Source organism: Schlesneria sp. (assembly GCF_036405755.1).
Classification (GTDB): Bacteria; Planctomycetota; Planctomycetia; order Planctomycetales; family Planctomycetaceae; genus Schlesneria; species Schlesneria sphaerica.
The window spans coordinates 1-21,498 of record NZ_DASWWZ010000499.1 but is presented as its reverse complement, the minus strand read 5'-3'; the positions used below and the strand labels follow the sequence as shown (position 1 = coordinate 21,498).

General features: G+C 56.6%; 19 protein-coding genes. 9 read left to right on the top strand and 10 right to left on the bottom strand.

Annotation, left to right across the window (positions count from 1 at the left end; translation table 11 throughout):
- Positions 1–36 precede the first annotated feature (36 nt).
- The 7 genes from VGE80_RS16815 (at position 37) to VGE80_RS16785 (ending at position 7,409) form a co-directional block, all read left to right on the top strand.
- Complete coding sequence (locus tag VGE80_RS16815; RefSeq protein ID WP_373649346.1) at positions 37–795, top strand: HpcH/HpaI aldolase family protein; 759 nt, start codon at positions 37–39, stop codon at positions 793–795.
- A 12-nt stretch (positions 796–807) separates the two neighbouring features.
- A complete protein-coding gene (locus VGE80_RS16810) occupies positions 808–1,608 on the top strand; it encodes an SDR family NAD(P)-dependent oxidoreductase (RefSeq protein ID WP_440593469.1) in 801 nt (266 codons plus the stop codon).
- On the top strand, positions 1,605–2,531 hold the full coding sequence (locus tag VGE80_RS16805; RefSeq protein WP_440593468.1) for a succinylglutamate desuccinylase/aspartoacylase family protein: 927 nt from the start codon (positions 1,605–1,607) through the stop codon (positions 2,529–2,531). The genes VGE80_RS16810 and VGE80_RS16805 overlap by 4 nt, the downstream gene beginning before the upstream one ends.
- Before the next feature lie 72 nt (positions 2,532–2,603).
- A complete protein-coding gene (locus VGE80_RS16800) occupies positions 2,604–3,536 on the top strand; it encodes an aminotransferase class IV (RefSeq protein WP_440593467.1) in 933 nt (310 codons plus the stop codon).
- Positions 3,533–4,327, top strand: coding sequence for an SDR family oxidoreductase (locus VGE80_RS16795; protein WP_440593466.1), 795 nt, complete (start codon positions 3,533–3,535; stop codon positions 4,325–4,327). The genes VGE80_RS16800 and VGE80_RS16795 overlap by 4 nt, the downstream gene beginning before the upstream one ends.
- 55 nt (positions 4,328–4,382) lie before the next feature.
- Positions 4,383–6,410, top strand: coding sequence for a HEAT repeat domain-containing protein (locus VGE80_RS16790; protein WP_440593465.1), 2,028 nt, complete (start codon positions 4,383–4,385; stop codon positions 6,408–6,410).
- A 183-nt stretch (positions 6,411–6,593) separates the two neighbouring features.
- Positions 6,594–7,409, top strand: a complete 816-nt coding sequence (locus VGE80_RS16785) for a tetratricopeptide repeat protein (protein WP_373649340.1) — start codon at positions 6,594–6,596, stop codon at positions 7,407–7,409.
- Between the two features lie 49 nt (positions 7,410–7,458).
- Here VGE80_RS16785 and VGE80_RS16780 read toward each other — a convergent pair whose 3' ends face one another.
- The gene (locus VGE80_RS16780; protein WP_373649339.1) at positions 7,459–8,577 is read right to left on the bottom strand and encodes a mandelate racemase/muconate lactonizing enzyme family protein; all 1,119 of its coding nucleotides are present in this window, start codon (positions 8,575–8,577) and stop codon (positions 7,459–7,461) included.
- 345 nt (positions 8,578–8,922) lie between these two features.
- Between VGE80_RS16780 and VGE80_RS16775 the strand changes: the two genes are divergently transcribed.
- Positions 8,923–9,120: a cold-shock protein gene (locus VGE80_RS16775; protein WP_397568434.1), complete on the top strand. Its 198-nt coding sequence runs from the start codon at positions 8,923–8,925 to the stop codon at positions 9,118–9,120.
- A 282-nt stretch (positions 9,121–9,402) separates the two neighbouring features.
- Here VGE80_RS16775 and VGE80_RS16770 read toward each other — a convergent pair whose 3' ends face one another.
- Positions 9,403–10,713, bottom strand: coding sequence for a 3-keto-disaccharide hydrolase (locus tag VGE80_RS16770; protein ID WP_440593464.1), 1,311 nt, complete (start codon positions 10,711–10,713; stop codon positions 9,403–9,405).
- Positions 10,714–11,152: 439 nt separating this feature from the next.
- Here VGE80_RS16770 and VGE80_RS16765 point away from each other — a divergent pair, with 439 nt between their 5' ends.
- Positions 11,153–12,916 (top strand): hypothetical protein, encoded by a 1,764-nt coding sequence (locus VGE80_RS16765; RefSeq protein WP_440593463.1) that lies wholly within the window; start codon positions 11,153–11,155, stop codon positions 12,914–12,916.
- Positions 12,917–13,175: 259 nt separating this feature from the next.
- On the opposite strand, the gene VGE80_RS16760 is transcribed toward VGE80_RS16765, so the two are convergent.
- The 8 genes from VGE80_RS16760 to VGE80_RS16725 all read right to left on the bottom strand — a co-directional run.
- The gene (locus tag VGE80_RS16760; protein WP_440593462.1) at positions 13,176–14,117 is read right to left on the bottom strand and encodes a hypothetical protein; all 942 of its coding nucleotides are present in this window, start codon (positions 14,115–14,117) and stop codon (positions 13,176–13,178) included.
- A gap of 154 nt (positions 14,118–14,271) precedes the next feature.
- The gene (locus VGE80_RS16755; RefSeq protein ID WP_440593461.1) at positions 14,272–14,988 is read right to left on the bottom strand and encodes a DUF3299 domain-containing protein; all 717 of its coding nucleotides are present in this window, start codon (positions 14,986–14,988) and stop codon (positions 14,272–14,274) included.
- A 381-nt stretch (positions 14,989–15,369) separates the two neighbouring features.
- The gene (locus tag VGE80_RS16750) at positions 15,370–15,654 is read right to left on the bottom strand and encodes a hypothetical protein (protein WP_373649333.1); all 285 of its coding nucleotides are present in this window, start codon (positions 15,652–15,654) and stop codon (positions 15,370–15,372) included.
- Positions 15,655–15,794: 140 nt separating this feature from the next.
- Positions 15,795–17,204, bottom strand: a complete 1,410-nt coding sequence (locus VGE80_RS16745; RefSeq protein ID WP_440593460.1) for a phage portal protein — start codon at positions 17,202–17,204, stop codon at positions 15,795–15,797.
- Positions 17,205–17,293: 89 nt separating this feature from the next.
- Complete coding sequence (gene terL, locus VGE80_RS16740) at positions 17,294–18,736, bottom strand: phage terminase large subunit (RefSeq protein ID WP_440593459.1); 1,443 nt, start codon at positions 18,734–18,736, stop codon at positions 17,294–17,296.
- 94 nt (positions 18,737–18,830) lie between these two features.
- Positions 18,831–19,718 carry a hypothetical protein gene (locus tag VGE80_RS16735; RefSeq protein WP_440593458.1) on the bottom strand — a complete coding sequence of 296 codons (888 nt, stop codon included), beginning with the start codon at positions 19,716–19,718 and terminating at the stop codon, positions 18,831–18,833.
- A 69-nt stretch (positions 19,719–19,787) separates the two neighbouring features.
- The gene (locus VGE80_RS16730; protein ID WP_373649329.1) at positions 19,788–20,567 is read right to left on the bottom strand and encodes a hypothetical protein; all 780 of its coding nucleotides are present in this window, start codon (positions 20,565–20,567) and stop codon (positions 19,788–19,790) included.
- The coding region (locus tag VGE80_RS16725; protein WP_440593457.1) for a hypothetical protein at positions 20,564–21,498 on the bottom strand (935 nt) is incomplete at its 5' end. The genes VGE80_RS16730 and VGE80_RS16725, both read right to left, overlap by 4 nt.

Genomic DNA, 21,498 nt, shown 5'->3' with positions numbered 1-21,498 from the left:
TCCGCCCCGCTACCTGATTTCAGGAACCTTCCGACGATGAGAAAGAGTAAGACGCTCGCACGGATCCGTAAGGGTGAAACCGTCAGGATGTGCTGCCTCGGCCATTACATGCCCTTCTTCGTAAAGCATGCGGCCCACGCCGGGTTTGACTGCATCTGGCTGGACATGGAACACCGTGGTTTCACTGACCGCGATGTGCAGGCGCTGCTGGTTCAGTCGCATCTTCACGATATCGACATCATGGTCCGCCCCACGACTCTCGAGAAGACGGCTCTCTACCGGTATCTCGAAGACGGGGCCGCGGGGCTGATGATTCCGCATGTGAACACGGCCGAAAAGGCGCGCATGCTGGTCGACGCGGTGAAGTTTCCTCCTCTGGGCGATCGAGGCTTGGACGGTGCAGGTCTGGATGCTGACTATTTCACTGGTGACGTCGATGCGTTTGTGAAACACGCGAATCAGGAAACGTTTCTTGTCGTGCAGATCGAGACTCCACAATCGCTGAAGAATCTGGATGAGATCACGTCCGTTCCTGGGGTCGATGGGCTCTTCATCGGTCCGGGCGACATGAGTCTGCGACTCAAGCTGGGACCCAGCGAAATCACGATGGAATCGACGTACGAACTGGTTGCCGACGCGTGCAAGCGGCACGGCAAGGCCTGGGGGGCTCCCGCAGCGACTCCGGAAATTCTGAAACGCCGGCAGCAGCAGGGGGGGCAACTGTTGAATCACGGCGGTGATTTCGGCGCCATCCTCAGGATGCTGAAGGAATGTGCCGCGGCCTTTGAGCAATAACGAGGAATCACCGTGATTAATCTGACTGGAAAGTTCGCCCTCGTGACGGGAGCGGGGCGCGGAATAGGAAAAGGTTGCGCCTTGCAACTGGCTCGCTGTGGTGCGGACATCATCCTGAACGATCGCCCCGGCAGTCCGGATCTCGCTGCGACAGCAGAAGAGATTCGGGCTCTGGGCCGAACCTGCCATGCCATGGATGCCGACGTCTTTTCTCGCGCGGGCTGCGAGGCGCTGGTCGAAAAGGCGATCAAAACTGCAGGCCGGATCGACATCTTCGTCAGCAACCCCGCCTACAGCCGTCGCGGCAAGTTTCTGGAGTATTCGCCAGACGAGTTTGAACGGACGATCAACGGAACATTGATCAGTGGCTTTCACATGAGCCAGCTCGTGGCTCGCCATATGGTCGCACAGAGAATCCGCGGAAAGATGGTTTTCATTTCCAGCGTTCAGGCAGAGATGCCGTTTGCGCTCTGTGCCCCCTATGGTGCAGCGAAGGCGGGACTGAATCATCTGACCCGCACGATTTCTGTGGAGCTGGCCCCTCACCGAATCAATGTGAACTGTATCGAGCCGGGCTGGATCGATACCCCTGGAGAGCACGTCACGTTCTCGGACGAGACGATGGAAGAAGAAGGGGCTCGGCTTCCCTGGGGAAGACTCGGCCTGCCTGAAGACATCGGAAACGCGGCCGCGTTTCTTGTCTCTGAACAAGCAGACTATGTCACGGGGGTCGTCTTTCCTGTCGATGGCGGTTTTCGGTTCAAAGACTGTCAGGCAGAATCCATCGTCGCCCCTGCGGAACCGAAACTATGACCGGTACCAAACCGACACTAAGGCAATACGACTTTCAAGCGGGCTCCGGCGGGCCTCATCTGCTCATCACGGGTGGGGTGCATGGAGACGAGTTTGAACCGATCGCGGCGATCCGCCGGTTGATTGATCTGTTTTCCCGCCAGTCATCGGACGTCGCCGGCTTCAAGGGACGTCTGACGCTGGTTCCCATCGTCAATGAGTCGGCGTTCTTGCGGGGACATCGATGCGGCGACGATGGGCTCGATCTGGCGCGTACCTGTCCTGGACGACCGGATGGAAGCATCACAGAGCAGACAGCCTTTGCATTGAGTGAGCTGATCCGGAAGGTGGATTATTACATCGATCTGCACACAGGAGGGACAGAACTGTCTGTCTATCCCCTGGCGGGGTATGTCATGCATGCCGACCCCGCCACGCTGGGTGTGCAGCGACGAATGGCAAAGGCCTTCAATCTGCCACTGATCTGGGGGACGGCAGCCAATCTCAACGGTCGATCCCTGTCAGTCGCTCGCGATGCGAATGTCCCCGCCATTTATTGTGAGTATCTCGGTTCAGCAACCTGCGATCGGGCAGGAATAGAGTCCTACTTCACAGGGTGTCTGAATGTGATGGCCGAATTAGGAATGCTTGATCGACCGTGTCCGGTCAGTCGCGTGGAAAGGGTCGTTGAGAATCCGGAACCTGATCAGGGACATATGCAGATCTGTAATCCGTCACCTCTGACGGGTTACTTCGATCCGCGGGTGAAGCTCGGAGACATGGTCGCTGCGGGCGACGTGATGGGGACTGTGTATCCCCTCGAAGGGGGCGAACCACGCGAAATTGTCTCTACCCAGGCGGGGCAGGTCATCGTTTTGCGGACGTTCCCCCGAGTGAAGCAGGGGGAATCTGTCGGAGTTGTGATGGAACTGCCTGTCGCGTGAAGACCGCTGGCGTGCCATTTGTCATCGAGAATGTGACGGCGAACGAGAAGAGCTTTTTCCTTGGGGCCAAAGATGAACGACGAGGTTCGGACGGAACGCCAGGTTTATCTGTCGGGACAAATGGTCCCCGAATCGGAAGCGAAAATTTCGATTTTCGACAGTGCGATCATGCTGGGAGATTGCCTGACAGAATCCACACGCACCTTTCGTCACAAGCCGTTTCGCCTCGAAGACCATATCACAAGGCTGTATCGGTCACTGAAAGTCTGCCGGGTGAACCCCGGGTTAACTCCTGACGAGATGACACGCGTGACGCTGCAGGTACTGGAGGCGAATCGCTCGCTGATGGGCGAAGACGATGACTGCTGGATCGTGCATAACATCTCGCGGGGTCTCATGAAGCCGGGCCCCACTGCGGCACAGATGAGTCCCGCGACCGTCATGATCTTCACCAGCCCCATGGATCTTCGTGGCTGGGCCCGCTACTACACAGAAGGGTGCCATGCAGTCACCTCGTTCAGTCGGGCCATTCCCGCTCAATCACTGGACGCACGGATCAAGAATCGCAGTCGGCTGTTTTATACTCTTGCCGATTCCGAAGCCCGCATGGTTGATCCGGATGCCCAGGTGGTGATTCTCGATATCGATGGCAACGTTTCGGAAAACAAGGGGGGGAATATCTTCGCCGTGATCGACGGAGAACTGCGAACACCCTCGACAGAGAATTGCCTGGCCGGAATCAGTCGGCAAACCGTCATTGAGCTGGCGCACGAGCTGGGGATTGGTGTGCGCGAAACGCGTCTGCAGATGTATGACCTGTCGACCGCAGACGAAGTTTTCTTCACGAGTACACCGTACTGCATGATGCCCGCCACCCGTTTCAACGGGCTTCCGGTGGCGGACGGAAAGGTGGGGCCTGTCACGAAGCGATTGCTGAAAGCGTGGAGTGATCAGGTGGGAGTCGACATCGTTGGCCAGGCACAGCGACAAATAGGATTAGCATGAACGAACCTACGATTTCTGAATTGTTTGACCTGTCGGGACGCGTGTGTCTGATTACAGGGGGATCGGGCTTTCTGGGACAGTCGATGTCGCGAGCACTGGCAGAAGCCGGCGCCAGTGTCGTTGTCGGCAGCCGTGAACTTTCACGAGCAGAAGAAGTCGTTACGGGATTGCCGTCTCCGGGTGGGGCAAAGCATCATGCCGTGACGCTGGATCAGATGGACGAGACCTCGCTGAACGCCGGCTTTGAAACGGCACTCGAGAAAGCGGGGCAGGTTGACATCCTGATCAACAACGGGCAACAGGGCCATGCTCTGGACCTGACGAACGTCACCGCGGAAGCCTTCAACAAAGACCTGCAGAACGCGACGGGATACTTTCTGCTGGCAAGGCGTCTGCGGGATCATCTGGTCAGTCGCGGTGCCTCGGGATCGATTGTGATGATCGGGTCGATGTATGGCGTCGTGGGCTCATACCCGGATGCCTACGAAGGTGTTTGTCCGACCAGTCCCGTTCAATATCACACATTGAAGGGGGGGATCGTCCACATGACCCGTCATCTCGCTGTCTACTGGGCGCGGGACGGCGTGCGCGTGAACTGTCTCAGCCCGGGACCTTTCCCTTCGGAACAGGCTCCGCAAGCCATGGTGGAACGGCTCAAGACGAAGAATCCGATGCGGCGAATGGGCGTTCCCAGCGAACTGAAAGGACCCTTACTTCTGCTGGTGAGCGACGCAGGGAGTTACATCACGGGCCAGAATCTGCTCGTCGATGGGGGATGGACCGCGTGGTAGTGCCGCGCGGCTGCTGACACGGACTTCAGGCAATTCCTTTAAAACTGGGGGCAAGATGACAGCGTATGCGCGAGCAGGCCGTGTCCTGGCGATTCTGATCCACGTCTTCGCCATGGGATTCGCGAGCGGGGCGGATGATCGCATTTCCCTCGATCCCGCTCTCCGTGAAAAGTGCCTGAAGGTGCTGCGTGCGGGAATGGCGGGTGAAGAGTTCTGGCCCGCCATTCATGCCGCCGAAGCACTCACCCTTGCCGGGCATCAGCAGGAAGTGATTGCTTTCCTGACCCCGAAACTGAATTCGGAAACAGACGATCAGAGAAGGTGTGGAATTGCCCGCGAGTTAGTGCGGGCGGGAGATCGATCCGCTCGGAATGTGATGTGGGGCATCCTTGCGGGTGACAAGCCTCACGGCCATATCCACGCCGCCGAGAGTCTCTTCAAGGTGGCGGACATCGGTGACGGTCAGGCGATGCGTCGTGCGTACGTTCAGAATGAAAATCCGATACTGAAACTGATGGCCGCGGCCGCCCTGACGCGAGTTGGTGATGACTCTGCCAGACAGACCGTTCGCGAGCTGCTGCAGCATCCCGAGGCGAAGTACTACGCGATTGCTGCGTGGGTTCTCGGCCAGATCGGTGACAGCACAGATATCCCGCGACTGAAGAAAGAGATGGAACGTGTGGGGGATCCGGTCCCTCGCGCCAATCTGGAGCATGCCCTCGCGATTCTGGGTGACGAAAGTGGTCAGAAGGCTCTCGAGCGAAACCTCAAGAGCGATCAGGATATCGTTCGAACTTATGCGGCGACATTCGCGGGAGACGCCCGGTTAGTGAATCTGAAGCAGGGCCTGGTCGACCTGCTGGATGATCGAGTGGCTGACGTTCGTATTCGTGCCGCGCAATCACTGCTGGTACTCGCCGCTCCCGTGATCCTTCACTACCGTGTCCAGGCCGCGCCGGTGATTCAGGAACTCAATTCCAAGTTCTGCTGGTTTCATCCGCGCGTCGCCGCGATGCCAGGATTTGGAAAGGGTGAACAGCCCGCCGTCGTCATGACGATCCAGAAGCATCTCAGTGCGAATGACCACTATTCTGGATTGTACTACCTGCGAACGGATGATCTGGGGCATACCTGGACCGGACCGACTGAGATTCCTGAGCTGGCCTGGCAAGCGGGTGATAACGGTGAAACCATCGCCGTGTGTGATGTCACGCCGGGTTGGCTGACACACCATCGGAAGGTGCTGGCGATTGGCGTTAAGCTGCGCTACAGCCGGCAAGGGGATCAGTTGCTCGACAAGCCTCGCTCGCACGAGTGTGCTTACGCGGTCTTCGATCCGGTCACGAATCGCTGGTCCCCCTGGAAGATGCTGGCACTGCCCCAGACTGAGGAGAAATTTTTTCTCGTTGCGCCAGGCTGCGTGCAGTGGCTGGAGCAGGCGGACGGATCTCTGCTGGTTCCCATCTACTATCGTGATGCGAAGGGAACTCAATATGCGACCACCGTTCTGCATTGCAGCTTTGATGGAAGCGAGATGCGCTACGTCAAGCACGGCGATGAACTGGCCCTTTCCGAGGGACGAGGCTTTTATGAGCCGTCACTGACCCGATATCAGGATCGGCTGTTTCTCACGATTCGAAACGACACACATGCTTACGTGACGGCCAGCCGGGACGGCTTGCATTTTGATCCCGTCAAGACATGGACCTTCGATGACGGTCAGGATCTGGGTAGCTACAACACACAGGCGCACTGGCTGACTCACAGCAATGGCTTGTTTCTGACGTACACCCGTCGCGGAGCTGACAACGATCATATTTTCCGCCACCGGGCTCCTATCTTTGTTGCTCAAGTGGACCCTGATTCACTTCAGGTGATCCGAGCAACCGAACGTGCGATCCTGCCCGAGCGGGGCGTCATGCTGGGGAATTTTGGTGCTGCCGCCATTACCCCGAACGAGTCGTGGGTTACGGATTCGGAATTTCTGGTCAGTGACAAACCTCATCCCCACGGAGCCGATGGGACGACCTGGCTGGGAAGAGTTTTCTGGTCATCTCCCAACCGCGATGTGCCAACGAAGTAGCATCTTCCGGTGTTCGTAAAGAGCGAAGTCCCGTTTCACGATCTCGCCCCGCTTCGGATTCGAGATCGTGCAGACTATCATGGAGCACGCGCCTCGTGTGCTCATCTTCGCTCCTGACGGGTAAGACTATCGTGCGCCCGCTGGACAAGGGTTTGTCTGGTCATTTGCGTGGGAAGGTCTTGCATGTGGTTGCTACTCGCTGCCGGTGAGTTTGAGATTGTGGTCGACGAGCCTGCCGGTGGGGGTTCGCTGATGCTCTTCGAACTGGTCGCATCCATGATGTCGACCTTGTACTTCGTATTCCTGATCTGGATGTTGATTCACTGTTACCGGACAGAGCCCGATCGCTTTTTCTGGATCTGGATCATGCTGATCATCCAGCCGTTTGGAGCAATTGGCTATTTCGTCATCCGCTACCTCCCGTCCAGGGAATATGGTGAGCTGACGTTCTTGCGACGGTGGACGCGCGGGCCACAATTGGCACGGCTGGAAACGGCTGCCAGGCAGATCGGCAATTCCCATCAGTACGTGCAGTGGGGGAACGCACTTCGAGAAGTCGGAAACCTGTCGCGAGCCAACGAGGCGTATGCTCAGGCACTCAAGAAAGATCCTCAGGATCTGCAGGCGCTGTGGGGATCCGCCCAGATTGCAACGGCTCAGAAGCGCTATCAGGATGTCCGGTCATTCACGCGAGCGATCCTCGATAAGGATCCCCAATACAAGTTTGGCGACGTCTCACTGGAAAATGGACGTGCCCTGAAGGAACTCGGGGAGCGGGACGAGGCTCGAACGCAGTTCGAGTGGCACATTCGCCGCTGGCGACACCCCGAAGCGATGTACCTGCTGGCCGAGCTGTATGCCGAAAACGGACAAGCTTCCGAGGCTCGGAATCTTCTCTCCAGTCTGATCATGGATATTAACGGCAGCCCGACCAGCATTGCCCGCAAGCATGGCCGATGGAAGAGCCGAGCTAGGCAGTTGCTCCGCAAGCTCGGCTGACGAGTGATGCTGCGGAGCGGTTCTGCCTGTTGGGAATTGCCAACCGTGATCAGTTGATTCGGTGCTGCTGGATGATGTGCATGTCGATTTCGACTCCCAGTCCCGGCCCTGTGCCGAGTGTCGTAAATGGCCCGTCGATCTTGATCGGGTTACGGGCAATCGAGATTTCGTGGTAGTCGGGACCGAGTGTGTCGCCGGGATACTTTTCGATTTGCATGTTGGGAGTGGCCACGACGAAGTGAGCCATCGCGGCCGTTGCCAGATCCCATTCGAGATTAGATCCGATGGAACAGGCGATCCCGTGTGCCTCGGCGACGTCAGCGATCTGCTTTGCCTTGCGGATGCCGCCGTTCTTGCCGGGGTACAGGCTGATGGCGTCGCAGCACTGGTGCTGAATCAATTCCTGAGCGTGAATCAGGTCAAAACAGCTTTCGTCCGCCAGGATTTTGACTCCCGTTTCATTGCGAACGTGCGCCAGTCCTGTGTAGTCACCAGGAGGGATCGGCTGTTCGACCAGAACTAGATTGCAGTCTTCCAGTTCGCGGATGCAACGAATGGACGTTTTGACGTCCCAGCCCCCGTTTGCGTCGATGGTCAGATCGATGTCAGGGCCGATGGTCTCTCGCACAATCCGGACTCGTTCGACATCCCTGGCTGGATCGATACCGACTTTCACTTTGATGGTGGTGAATCCGGCGTCCACCAGTTCTTTGGCGCGTCGCCGGGCCCGTTCCGGATCGTAGGCCCCCAGGGAGAAGCGGCTTCGAATGGTCAGGGGCCTGCAGGCTCCCCCGAGTAATTCATAGATCGGCTTGTTGGCTGCTTTGCCGAGGAGGTCCCAGCAGGCCATTTCGATCGCCGATTTGGCAAACCAGTTACCGACGGCGACGGCGTCCATCCGCCTGTCGAGTTCCACCAGATCTGCAACAGGACAGCCGATGACCGCAGGGGCCAGAACTTCCTGTACGATGGCCATTGTGCCGCGACAGGTCTCTCCGCTCCAGCGCGGCGTTGCAGTCGCTTCGCCCCATCCTTCGAGACCGTCGTCGGTAAAGATCCTGACGAGGGAATACTCTGACACATTATGGTGCCCCAGCGCTGAAATCATCCTCCGCTCCGGCTTCAGCGGGATTCTGACCGGGATCGATTCAACGCGGACAATCTTCATGTTTCGTCTTCCTGAGTCACTTTAAGTGACGGTTTGCGGGGCCTTCAGGTGGTACAAACAGCGATTGGAGTCTGGGCAAATCTCTTTCACAAGCGGGAAAAACAGAGGACTTCGACAGGGGTTTTCGGTCTTCGAGGGAATCATCGCGTTGCCGCCACTCCGTCGAAAGGGTGTTTTCGATCCTGGGGCAGCAATGTTAACTTACGTAAAATTATGAGCAAGTTTTTATTGGTGTGCGGTGGCGATGAATAAAACGTGCTACAGTGGGCGTCATCGTCAGGGTGAATGTCTATCTGAAACGTAAGCAGATTGGCCTTCATCCATCTCGGAAGGCTGGAATAAAGAATGGCTGAAGGTAGTATCAAGAAATTGATGGAAAAAGGATTCGGGTTCATTAAGACGGATGGAACGAAGGATTTGTTCTTCCATCATTCCGCCGTTCAGGGTGTGAGCTTTAATGAACTTCGCGAAGGTCAGAAGGTGACGTATACTGAGGCCATGGGAAGGCAAGGGCCCTGCGCTGAGAATGTTCGGCCCGTTTAATCTCGTCCTGTGACTTAATGGCATCTCCAGTCAAGCGGGCCGCAATACGGATCGCGTCAGCCCCTGCATTGAGTGGAGGTTTACCTGCAGCGAGCAGGTTGTTCTGTTCCGATAAGGGCAGGGCAACACTGCCGGGATGATCCCATCCTGACGAGCAGGCTCTGATTGCTTTCGGCAGCGGTGTCAGCCTTGAGCTGAGACTGTCACGAAATACTCGGCGGGATGGCGAACGTATCCGTCATCCCGCCGAAGTCGGTTTTCGTCAGAGAACCTTGTCGATTCTTACTTCACTGTCGACAGTTCTTTGATTCGCACATTGCGGAACTCCACAGGATCGCTGTGGCCAGCAAATCCGAAGAAACCCTGGGTACGCTCTTTTCCGGGGTGAGGAGTGTTGGCCATCAGGTCCTTCACTTCGCTGAGGTCGGCGTCCAGAATGACGTTTCCGTTCAGTTCCACTTTGACTGTGGAACCGATGACGGTGACTTCCTGGAAGTTCCATTCTCCGGCGGGACGCTCATACCCGCGAGCAGCAGGTACCATTCCATAGGCCGAGCCATGGTATTGGCGAGGGTCCAGCTTTTCGTACTGTGATGCGACATTGTCCAGGACCTGAAGTTCGCACATGCCGGTATAGGCGGCATCACCCTGGCCGGGGTAACGGATGGCCAAACCATTGTTGCCGCCAGCAGGAACCTTGAATTCGAGTCGAACGATGAAATCGCCGTACTCGTTGGGGGTGTGAAGAACTCCACCTTTACCCGTCTTGCAGCGGATGGCGCCGTCAACCACTTCGTAGTTGTCCACTGCACCAGCCCAACCCTTCAGGCTCTTGCCGTCGAACAGGGAAGTGAAGCCCTCGTTCGCGAGAAGCGAGGTTGCTTCGCTGGCAGGGATTTCCCGGATGAAGATGTCTTTCCAGCGGATCTCGCCACCATGGGTCTGCAGTTGGATCGGGCCCTTGGCGATCAGAGGCTTCTTGCGATCGAAGAAGTTCTCCAGAATGGCATTGTCGACAACGAGCTTCCCATTGAGAAACACGGTGGTACGAGCACCCACCTGACGAATGCGGAACGTATTCCATTCGCCAAAGGGGTGGTCAGCCCGCACGAGAGGATCTTTCCCGGGTCGTCCAGCGCTGTTGTTCCAGAGGCCGCCTGAACCTTTGTCGGCACCGATGTTGAACTTTTCGGCTTCGGTATAGTCCCAGATCTGAACCTGAGGCGTTCCCTTCAGGTAGATGCCGCTGTCGGCCTTGGGGACCGTCTTGTAACTGACGAATAACTCATAATCGCCAAAGTTTTCGTTCGAAGTCAGATACAATCCATAACCGTCGTTAACCAGTTCGCCTTTTTGAACCGACCAATGTTTATTGACGTCCTCCAGGCTGGCCTTGCGGGCATCGGCCTGTTCGGCGGCAGACAACGCCTGGACGGCGCGGGGGTCCTTGGTATCCAGACCGTGCCATCCAGCGAGGTCTTTGCCATTGAAGAGCGCCCTGAATCCCGCTGGCGGTTCATTGTCAGCGGCAAAGGTCGCCGTGATCAACGACGTGGATACGATGAATCCAAAGCAAAGCAAACGACACAACACAGTGGCACTCCTTGATTTAACCTGACCTGCCAATCACCCTCGTCGCCTGAACAGTACTTGACGAGCTGGGAATAATTGACGTAGCGACATCACGGATCTTACCGATGAATCGGCGGTGACGCCATCAATTCGATGAGCATCCGTGTAATCCGCAAATTTTGCGGTGATCTGATATTCTGGGGTGATTTCACCCCCGCAAAACGGTACATTTTTGAGTAAAGCGGCTATAGCATGGCGTTTTTCCATTTTTCCGATTGCGTGACGGCTGGCATTCTCCCGATTCTATTCGTGAAGAGAATCTTCGACATTTCTTGACGCAGGGGACGCCTGCCAAACTTCTGTGAATTATTGACCAAAATATTCCTGAGTGACTTCGACGCGGGATGGATTGTCTTAAGTCGCGGCGAATCGTCCGAATAAAAAGAGTCGGTTGGTTGCCATGAAGATGCAAATTGTTTCCTGTCCGCATTGCGGAACCTACTTGCTGAACGATACCTGCGAATGTCACGCTTGCGGTCATGTTCTTGATAAACGAGCCGCCGCGCTTCCCCAAGCGCATATTCTGCCCACCGACAATGCCGTCGCCGAAGACATGGAAGCATGCCCCAGTTGTGGGGAAACCTGCCGGACAGGACTGGTCCGCTGCTGGAACTGCGGGACCTTTCTGCGTCCCGAAATCGAAGAATCCTACCGTAAAAAGCAGGCCTCCACGCACTTCGAGATCGAACACATCGATCTCCCGATTCTGGAGGCCTCGTTCGTAACGGAAGAAGATTCTCTCCAGCGACGTGATTCGGGCTTTGATTCAGACTTCAATTCTGCCCCGGAAAATTATTTCCAGGCGAGCGACACGGGGGGGGATGACGAGGACGATTTCGATCTTTCCATGGGGACCGTCTTCGGAGAGGTCGTTGACGAAGCACAAGAGGTCGCTTCTGATGAGGAGACGTTCCGATTGCGCCCCCTCGAAGAGACTCCCGCTCCCTCCATTCCGACATACGCCGGTACGCCCGCTGCCAGCACCTCTCCCGCCGAGATGGACGTCAACGAACCGCCTGTTCAAAGCGAGGCGGAACTGCCCCCGATCCAGTCCTTGAACGAACCTCCTCCCTCCCCGCAGGAAGTGGAGGCGGCGGCTGCTGAGGATCTGTTAAAAATCGCAGCCGACGAAGAGCAGGACATTCAGCAAGTCCGAAAATCGATGCGGTCCAAGGACACGTTCGTAATCTTCTGTCCTCAGGGATGCCGCATTCGTGTTAAGGAACGCCATCGTGGGCGCAAGGGGAAATGTCCCCGTTGTCAGTCAGAGTTCGTCGTTCCGAGAAAGCCGGCACCCAAGAAGGTCGAAGCTGAAGCCGCCAGTACCGGAGAGGATCCTGTCCTCACAAGCCGTTACAAGAAATGGCTGAACGACATTCGCCTGCACACTGTTGATCCCGTTAAGCTGCGAATCAAGGCAGACAGTCTGCTGAATGAATGCCAGGCAGTCGACATCGGTTTTTCCGCCGATGATTTGCTGATTGCCACGCTGGTTGTCGGCAAATTTGGAGCGAATGCGAAGAAGTTCCCGCCAGTTCGCCAGGCCATGATCGAGCACTTCTCGAAGCAGGGGACATTTGAGCAACTCGCCATTCCTGCGAAGAAGCTTCTGACGAAGGAGTTGCTCACTCAAATCACGGCGGCTCAGCCGGCTGCGATTGGGGTTGAGTCACTGTTCGCCGATATCCCCGTGTTCGGGACCAACCGGATTGCCGTTAAGCTTCCGAAGACCCCGGATTCGACGAACCCGCAGTATCTCTCGTTCAGTCTGTCCGAGTATCGCGCGTTTGTTGAGGGAATGCAGTCGGTCTGCGGTATTCAGGACTTCGGGACGAATACGGAAGTCCCACTGACGGACGAGTATCTCGTTCATAAGTGCGTCATGAGCGGCGCGCCCGTGCAGGAACTGGCCAAGCTCAACTACTACATCAAGGATCCGGGATTCAAGCTTGAAGTCACCGGGTGGCGCTGTGCCAAATGCGGTGTCGTACTGAGCGAAGCGGCGAGAACCGAAGCCAAGTTGGGCGGCGCCAACGGGAAAGGGATTGCCAAGGCGAAGTGTCTCAAGTGCACGCAGAAATTTGGTGATCTGCCGCTTTATCGATTAGTGGTGAGCGAAACTCCGGCTCCCGCAACGACCGAACCAGAGCCCGAAATGGCCTGATGCAGGTCTGCCAGCAGGATGTCATCGACAGGGGGAAGATGTGACTCACCCGCTACGTCTGGGCGAGTTACATCTTCGGTTTCGTCGCGGTATGTCCTCTGCGCAGCCCGTCTGGGCACGGTTCACCGTGGACGCTCCCGGTCGAGGGGCAGATGCGCAACTTGGGCGAGCGCCGTCGCGAGAGGAATATCCTCAAACAGTTACATTCAAATCGGTTGCGAAGAGGTGACGCTGAGTGGAAGGTGTGCGAAGGTGATGATCACCGATCGATGACGGTTGCGTCCTCGATGAAATAGAGCCCGTAAGGGGTCCCATCCGGTGCGACCATCTTGATTCGCAACGTCCCCAGCACATCGAAAGAACGGGTTGCAGGAATGTAGCGAGTTGTTTTGCCCGCTTTCATGTCGATCTGAATCAGGTCATAAATCTTTGGGTCACGGCCGAAGCAGCAGATCTGATTATCACGAGCCAGCACGAAACGCTCGATCCCTTCGGTCTCGTATGTCGGATACATGAAGCCACGAACTTTCACCTGCTTGCCGTCGAGTCCTTTCAGCCAGTCTGGCATGAGATCCACGGCGTTGACAACAACCGGTTCCATGTTCAGGACTTTGAGCAGATCCAGGTCATCAAATGACAGGCGAAGAGCCCCCGTGCGGGGATCCGTCTGAAACTGCTTTTCTTTGATGAGGAGCTGAATTTCGTTTCCCGGGCCTGTTTTCGCCTCCGTTTTGTCTGGCTGGTCCTCCTGCTGTGATGTCGGCGGCTCCGTGCTGCTATTCTCAGCGACAGCTGGGTCTGTGGTGGGTGAGGAGGGGGCGTTCGGGACGCTCAGCAACTGTTGGACGCTCGCCACAACATTGACAGGAACGAGGGCCGACGCGGCAGGAGCGTCCATAACCTCATCTTCGCTCTGGTCTGTCGCCGCTTCGTCAGGTGTGACTGTGGTCACGACAGGAGAACTCGGTTCCTCTGGTTCCGCCGGCACCTGGGTCTCGGGGGCCGGCGTTACAGTCACGGCTTCGGTTTCGGTTTGAGAAGCGTTGTCCCCTTTGACACTCTGCCCGGCGCTGGATTTGTCTTCCTGTCCTGCGGGGTGATACTCGCTCAGGTCAGTCTTGTCACAGCCTGTCAGAAAAATGAGGACCAGCGCAATTCCGAGTTGTGGTGCTGTCCAGTATGGAAATGCCGGGATACGCATTCATTCATCCTTGATTGAGCGAGAAGCACAGAATGCTGTCCCGTGCTTTCGGTGGCTCAAAGACTGGAATGCATCCGCCCGCTATTGTGATGGACGGATACATTTTCGGTGTACAGGTCTTGAATTCTCTTGCGCCCGGTTTTTGGCGTAAAGATCAATACCAGGTTTTCGCCGGGGCAAAATGCTGGCAGTCGAGCTGATAGACGGGGTTCAGCCCGCTTTCGTCATATGTCGGTTCAATTTTGAGTGTTCCGGCTACCCCGACAAGTTGCTTTTCGTGGTAATCCACCGTTTGCCCATCCATCATGTTAATCAGGATCATGTCGGTCGGCTTGGGCTGGCCCCCGAAGCAGCAGTCTCCTGAATCCTTACACAGGACAAACGATTTCAGGCCTTTGGTTTCCCGGAAGGGAAACATGTAGCCTTTGAGATAAATCGGCTGGTCAGCCAGTTTTGCAACATCGGGATGGATGCCGGGCTGGCCGTTTTCCGTGGGGAAACCCTTCTGGGAGATATCCTGATTGAAATTCACCCGGGAATACCCGACGGGGACTTCCGTGGCGTAGCTGTGCAAGTGCAGCGAAGCAAATGCGATGAAGATCAGCAGCATCAACACCAGGCTCGACAGTGCGAGCACTCCCCCGCTCAATTCGCCTCTTGAACGGGAAATCTGGTAGTAACCGATGAAGGAAAGCACAATTCCGACCATGGGAATAATCAAAAGCAGGTCGGACAGTCCGGCGAGCAGCGAAAGGCAGACAAACGCCATGCTGATCGGCACAAGCGGCGGCATCGGTTGATACTGGAATGTGTCATCGACAAATTGAGTTTGGCTCAACGGCTCGCTCATCATTTCACGTACCACAGACATCACATTCATCCGAATTGCAGATCGAAAGACCCCGAGGAACGACTCGGCAGACATGGTTCGCCCATGAAAGCCGTCACTGACCGGGATGGTGGAATTGTATACGACGTCTTGTTCCGCGTCGTTGGTCAAGTCTTCAATCGCGGCCGTTTTTCAAAGAGGGGGCCGACTGATCTTGAGGACTCAGCGTCTCACTGCGCAGTCAAAACGAGCCCGTATCACCTGTTGTAGCGAAATTTGAGAGAATTTCACTCAAAGAGAGCTCCAACAGGCGTCGCTTGAGAGACCAAACGCCATTTCGTGATCGGAGCGGAGTGCGAAAGAAATGAGAAGTGTTGAGCGCAATGGGGTTACGGAACGCGCTTCTTCCCTGATCAGAGAGGTTTAGACCGACTTGGAAAGCCCTGCGTCGCTCGGGCGTGCAGCCGTAGAGGATGCGGGTTCACTCGTTGGATCATTCGTCGCGGTCGATAAGGCCGGTTCCGGTCGATAGGTGGTCTTATAGGGTTTGCGACACTTGGGGCAGTAGCGGTGCTGGATTCGTTTCCCATCGTCAGTGGTGTGCGTGTGCTTCACGATACAGATCACTTTGCAGTCGACGCAAAGAGGAATCTCGGGAAGCGTGTACCAGGGACGCCAGCTTCGCTTTGGTCGTGATGTGGCAGTCATAAGCCTTAGTTACCTTTCTTGGGGGAGGAGGACAGTGTCGATCATGGGCTGAGGGCCCTAAGGGGGTATTCTCGTGGCCGGGGTGCTCGTTCATTGAGTCCAGTCCAGAGGCGAAGTTCAGTGAGACGGTTAGACGACGATCAAGGGCCGTCGCTGCTTCTCCCGCTGTTTTTCTGAGGTTCCGACTGGGGCGATGCACAGTCGGTCGGGTCGAAGTCGGTCCCGACCAGGACATCTCCTAACGGACTGGGGAGAGGGGGCATGCCCCGGACGGCACGCCATTCGTTTTTGGTGCGCGTCCTGGCGGCCAGGTCGGTCTTTAACTGCTGTTCGATGAGTTCAGTGTCGTCGACGGTGTTGGATTCGATCTCTACGGTGAGTCCGCTGCCAAACTGAGAAGCGAGCTCTTCGGTGTCGGATTCGGCGAGCAAATCACAAAGTGGCTGAATCGCGGAATGACGCCAGGCTTTCATGCTGGCGTTATACGCTGCATAGGCGCCCGCTTCCTGTAAGCCCACAGCCACCGGAGGGGTCTGATGAAGTGCCAGGATGGCCGATTTGAAGTCCTGAAATCCCTCACCATAACACATCTCTTTCGGGCTGGTTCCCAGTGGCGTGATGGTCGTTCCACTCTGGGCGACCATGACTCGCCCGACGTTCTGAGCACCCCCGTACTTGGCACTGATGCGGGCCTGCGTGCGGTCAATCTCGTCCTGATCGACCATGACGTCGGGGGGCAGGCTCCACACGATCGAGGGATCGACACCGTTCCGTAGCTGATGATAGCGGGCTTCATCCACGGCTTCGCCGGCATCGATCCATTTCGCGCCGGCAGAAAGCGGGCTTTGTCCGTCATCCAGAAACCAGGCGTGCGGCAGGCGAATGACCTGTACTTGCCGGGCGTCGAGGATGTGACCAAGAATCCGGTACCAGTGGGGACAATCGAAATAGCCATGATCGTCCTTCGTGGAATACCGCGATGCCACAGGACTGATTCTCCAACCTCCTCGTGGTAGTTCTCGCGAGGGTGCGACTGCCGACGCCATCGCCGTCGGTATGACATACCGCTCGCACGTTGGACCTGAGAAGCTGGGGACATTCCAGACAAGGCAAGTCCCTGTAAGCCGGATCTGTTGTGCCTGGCGATAGCGGAAGCTGGAACCGCATTCATAAGGGTTGGGCCGTTTCATCAACTTGACCAGAGGGTGAGAAACAGGAAGTGGGTCTGTTTCCCGGTCCTCCAGCCCGTAAATCGACTTCCACCGATGAAATGATCCTGCACTGGCAGCCAGCGACTTTCGCTGCGACCTTCGCTGGGTCTGCTGTTCACCGTCGGCAAAAACGGTCACTGTCGCGCTCGCCACCTGGGAAGCGATCGCGTGAATTGCGATGTAGTTAAAGCCGGTGTTATGAGCAGTCTCTTCACGATGGTCCGAGGCCCAGCCACCGGGGGCACTTCCGTTGAGGAGGGTTCTCAGTCCCACTCCCAGCGGGGTTGCGGACTTTGATGAGCTGCCGAATAGGCCTGTAATCCAACGCATCCACTTCATGCTTCGAAACCTTTATTCAATACAGCATTCCAGGAATGCTCGAGTACGGCGTTCCTTCGTCGCTACTTCCGATCGACCGAGTCTCGATATCAGATTCCCACGTACAGTCGCCGCATCGCCGTCAGTTCATTGAACGCATCGGCCAGAGCATCGACTTCGTCGTCAGGGATCCCTTTGGTGGGAAAGGCATCCAGTCGCTGCAGCAATCCCTGATTCCAGGTCCCCGCCAGTAGCTTTACATTTCCTGCATTCAGTTGTGCGGCGAAGCCGATCGCGCGGGTCGGCTTGTCGCCGCTGACCACCGCCACTTTGACATCAAGCCCCGAGAGCATCAGCGACAATCTTCTTGCTTCGCTTTTACCTGCGGCCGCAGGATCCTGCGGGATGCGGATTCGGCACACACCGTCTAAAGCCGACGACTGTCGAATGACCTGATCGCGATAACTGCTTTCCCACTGACCGCGGCGAATATCGGCAATGTAGATGATTCCCGTTGAGTCGATGCCCAGTTTGGCCCCCACGGTGTAGTCGCCCGATCCGTCCGTTGCTGCCAGGTCCCAGGCCCGGCAATAGCGAAGCCCCACGGGCAATGCCTCAATGATTTCGATCTGACCGACTTTGAAAAATAGTCCTGCGCGGGCTTTGGCATTCCAGTTTCCTTCTGCCAGGCGTTGCCGCTCGACCTCGGGCAGGGCGAGCAGGTTGGCCCGGTACATCGGGTCCTTACTGAGGAGCGCCGGGTTGTCGGATAACTTGGCTGGAATAAACGTAAATGACTTTGGCTGGACGGGCTGTTCTTCATGATCTTCAGAAAGATCAGGCCGACCAAATCGATCAATTAAGTCCCGCCTCGAATCGCTCCAGTGAAACTCGCCTCGCAATCGTACGAACCACCGGACGACCCCCGAACGCTCGGGAATCGCCAGGCCTGAAACGGGATCGATCCACCAGGCCACCAGACGGTGTACCCATCCCCCGATGGGATCATCCTCGGGAACCGGATTCGTTGTTGCACGAACGTATGACCGGATTCCACACGTCGAGCGATTTCGTGAAAGCATGTAGAAGAACTGCGATTCCGTGAAATGCGTCAGCTCATCGAATCCCAGCATGGTGATCTGTGAACCTTGCCAGGCGAGTTTGTCCTTCTCGTACTGCAGGTGTCGAAAACCAATGTTGGCCAGATCCTTCGTATTCACTCCCTTTAATTTGCAGTCACCCGTGGGGAATTGCCAGTCGAGTGTATGTCGAGGAATTCCATTCAACTGAGGGTACAGCAGCATGGATTCGTCCCAGAGACCTCCTTCATTCGTGATCTGCGGTGATGTTCTTCGAAAGATTACCGCCCCATAGCGGGGGACGGTGATGTATCGCGCTGCTTCTGCCAGTAACGCCCATGTTTTTCCGCCTCCTGCCTGGCCGCCATAGACAGCGATCTGGGCTGTCGAATCGATGAACTGCTTTTGTGGTCCCGGATGGGGTTGTAAGACTTCAGCAAGTTCCATTCGTCCTGTATCTGACGATGCGGTCATATCAGACAAGTCCTTGTCTCGATCAGGCAGCCTCGTGACCTGGGGCTGCGTCATTCAATCCTGGATGAGAATCCGTGAAGCGACAGGACCGTGACTATGCGGTCGCCTGAGTCACATCAGGGACGATGCTGATGCCGCCGCTGATGGGAGTCGAAATTCGTGCTGCTGTAATAAATTGGCAATCCCAGATCAGGTCTCGAATGGCTAGCTCGGCTGTCTCTGCTCCATCAATGACCAGCTGCACTTGCCCGGTTGAAGCACCTGTCACCTCAAGGCTGGCGTGCGCGGGGTTGACGTCGCTGCTGCCGTTCAGCAGCACCAGACCCTCTGCTTCCGAGACTTGAATGATGGCTTTGATGTCCGGATCGGAGGACCGGACTTTTGCGGTGAAGACAAGTTTGGTGCGGGTGGAGATATCTCCCATCAATGGAAGAACGATCGCAAGGGTGTCTCCTCGAATAATGGTGATCTGAGCCGCGACGAGTGATGCCTGAGCCACCGCAGCAGGAATCGTGATGTTATTCAGGATGGTTCCGCCGCTTCCCCCGCCGGGGTTCGTCCAATCCACGCCCACGAGTCGAGTGTCGACGAGAGTCGCGATGTCCAGATGCTCGTCCACCGTGGCGGAGGCGACGCCGGCGACAAAGTCACCTGCGAGGTAGTCACCCGGGACAGTAAAGTGATAGCGGTAACGCCCCGTTGACGCCGCCGACACGACGACTTCGATTCCGATATCGACCACGTTATTCCGCAAGACCTCGATTGCCGGTTCGTCGATATTGTCGGGCGATGTCAGCACACCTGTCGTCGGGTTTCGAATCTGAAACTCTCCGTAACAGGTGTCCCCCGGGCGCAACCATTTCAGCGCCTGCCCTGTCACACGAATGATGTCAACAATTCCTGAACCGGGCGTGATGACCGGTTTAGGTATCGAGAGTCGACGCCTGGACAACACCAGTGGAATAGCAAAACGAGCAACCACGTTGACTTCTACCTCTCTTCACTTTGTTGGTGCCTGATCTGGATGGAGTTTCGACCCCGTTCGGTTTCATCACGTTGCGTCGGTAATGACCGAGGTGATGTTGCCGCTGCTGTCGAGCGTCAGCGACAAACGGACTTTGCTGTCGTCGATGGCCCGTTGGGTCACGATCGTTCCCGGCAGGCCCGCCACCTTGCCGATCACGGCAGCGGCGATGAGTCGCAAAACACCCTGCAGCGTGGCTCCGTCGATCGATCCTCCATTCATAATGGCGGTGACGATCGACGCGATCGCGGTTGCGTTAGGGGCATCGACGAGATCCATCTGTGAACCTGCTGCTGCAGGATTCGCAGGCAGGTTGTCGGTCTTATCTTTGATCGCTGCGACCGAGGCCGAATCGGTCGTCTCGATCGCACCCGCCGTCAGCAATACCTGGCCTGCTCCTGTGCCGGGAGAAAGCAAAACGCTCGCGCCGATGTCTCTCGCCGTTTGCGAAGCCCCGTTCAGTCGGACCGTGTTGACCGGAGGAGCGATCTCGATCGTATCGACAATCAGATGCTTGCCACTGGCTTCGCCCCGGATTCTGACCTGTCCGGCCGCCGCGAAGATTGCATCGGGCAAATCAAGGCGATAGACGCCTTCGCCTCGTTCCTTCACTCCCCCGGAAGTGTATCCGGTCGTGATTGCGGCCAGGTCTGTCAGTGCCGGAAATGTCACATCCGCATGGGCGCCGGCTGTCGAGTACTTCAGTGTCGGGAAGCCCGCCGCCAGCAGACCTGTCACAGGCAAGCCCGAGTCGTCGACAATCTGAACATCGATTGACTGATTCGTGGCACCGCTATCAAAAATCATTTCATTCTCCTTCTACGAAGCATCAGTCCAGCAGAGTCAGAGTATTCGTATGCCCCAGCTGCTCCATTGGGTTTTCTTGGCTTGCCGTCGAGACCGTAGGGCAGGACCCAGTCGATCGTGTTTCCGACTGCGGGTGAGTCAGGCTGAAGGTGATAGTCACCCCCCCCAGTGCCGGTTGTTGTTCCGTTGAAACTTCTGCGGTTGACGAATTTGAGGTAGGTGATGGTGTTGGGTAAGGACTTGGGGGGCTCACTGAAGACCGTAGGCGGCTGGCATTTGAGTCCGGTGAAATTGGGCATGAAGTCCGTCGCGGCGCCGATTCCTGCCGTTTCAGCCCAGACGTTTCCCGTTGAGTTCACGCCGTAAACGACGGGCCAGTTCCTGATTCTCGCGGGATGCGGCGCGACAGTAATCGATGTGATGGGGCCGGGGTCACTGGCAGAGGCGAACGAATACTGGAACGTGTTAGCGGTCACATTGCTGATCACAGCCCCATCGGTTTTATAGGCCGCCGGCACCACGGAGGTGGTGTAAAGCAGGTCTCCATTCAGGTATTGATGACCACTTTGAGTCACCGTGACTGTCACTGTCCCTGCATTGAACGTTCGTGTGCCGCTGGAGTTCACTCCCAGGAACGTGTCCGACTTAATGTTGAAGTCGTCTGCAACATTGTTCTTGATGAACCAGTTCAATCGGTCGTAGCCCGCTGCGCCGTACTCGTTATAGGCGAGCGAGCATCGTTGCCCGACGACGACGTTGTGAACGAGCAGAATGTTATTTGCGTGGGTGTTGCTGCGATCGGCCGCGATCTGAACCGCAGGGGACAGGTTGTTGCAGTTTTCAAGGACGTTCTGCACAAACGCCGACCCGTGCGGATTGACGTTCTCACCGCCACGAAGGATCGCCGCGTTTGTGTTTCCGGCGGTAATGC

Bases quoted from the DNA above. Each gene is read 5' to 3' on its own strand.
- VGE80_RS16815 (WP_373649346.1), top strand. From the start codon at position 37: ATGAGAAAGAGTAAGACGCTCGCACGGATCCGTAAGGGTGAAACCGTC.
- VGE80_RS16800 (WP_440593467.1), top strand. From the start codon at position 2,604: ATGAACGACGAGGTTCGGACGGAACGCCAGGTTTATCTGTCGGGACAA.
- VGE80_RS16730 (WP_373649329.1), bottom strand. From the start codon at position 20,567: ATGATTTTTGATAGCGGTGCCACGAATCAGTCAATCGATGTTCAGATT.
- VGE80_RS16745 (WP_440593460.1), bottom strand. From the start codon at position 17,204: ATGAAGTGGATGCGTTGGATTACAGGCCTATTCGGCAGCTCATCAAAG.
- VGE80_RS16755 (WP_440593461.1), bottom strand. From the start codon at position 14,988: ATGTCTGTGGTACGTGAAATGATGAGCGAGCCGTTGAGCCAAACTCAA.
- VGE80_RS16805 (WP_440593468.1), top strand. From the start codon at position 1,605: ATGACCGGTACCAAACCGACACTAAGGCAATACGACTTTCAAGCGGGC.
- VGE80_RS16790 (WP_440593465.1), top strand. From the start codon at position 4,383: ATGACAGCGTATGCGCGAGCAGGCCGTGTCCTGGCGATTCTGATCCAC.
- VGE80_RS16765 (WP_440593463.1), top strand. From the start codon at position 11,153: ATGAAGATGCAAATTGTTTCCTGTCCGCATTGCGGAACCTACTTGCTG.
- VGE80_RS16775 (WP_397568434.1), top strand. From the start codon at position 8,923: ATGGCTGAAGGTAGTATCAAGAAATTGATGGAAAAAGGATTCGGGTTC.
- terL (WP_440593459.1), bottom strand. From the start codon at position 18,736: ATGACCGCATCGTCAGATACAGGACGAATGGAACTTGCTGAAGTCTTA.
- VGE80_RS16795 (WP_440593466.1), top strand. From the start codon at position 3,533: ATGAACGAACCTACGATTTCTGAATTGTTTGACCTGTCGGGACGCGTG.
- VGE80_RS16785 (WP_373649340.1), top strand. From the start codon at position 6,594: ATGTGGTTGCTACTCGCTGCCGGTGAGTTTGAGATTGTGGTCGACGAG.
- VGE80_RS16760 (WP_440593462.1), bottom strand. From the start codon at position 14,117: ATGCGTATCCCGGCATTTCCATACTGGACAGCACCACAACTCGGAATT.
- VGE80_RS16780 (WP_373649339.1), bottom strand. From the start codon at position 8,577: ATGAAGATTGTCCGCGTTGAATCGATCCCGGTCAGAATCCCGCTGAAG.
- VGE80_RS16750 (WP_373649333.1), bottom strand. From the start codon at position 15,654: ATGACTGCCACATCACGACCAAAGCGAAGCTGGCGTCCCTGGTACACG.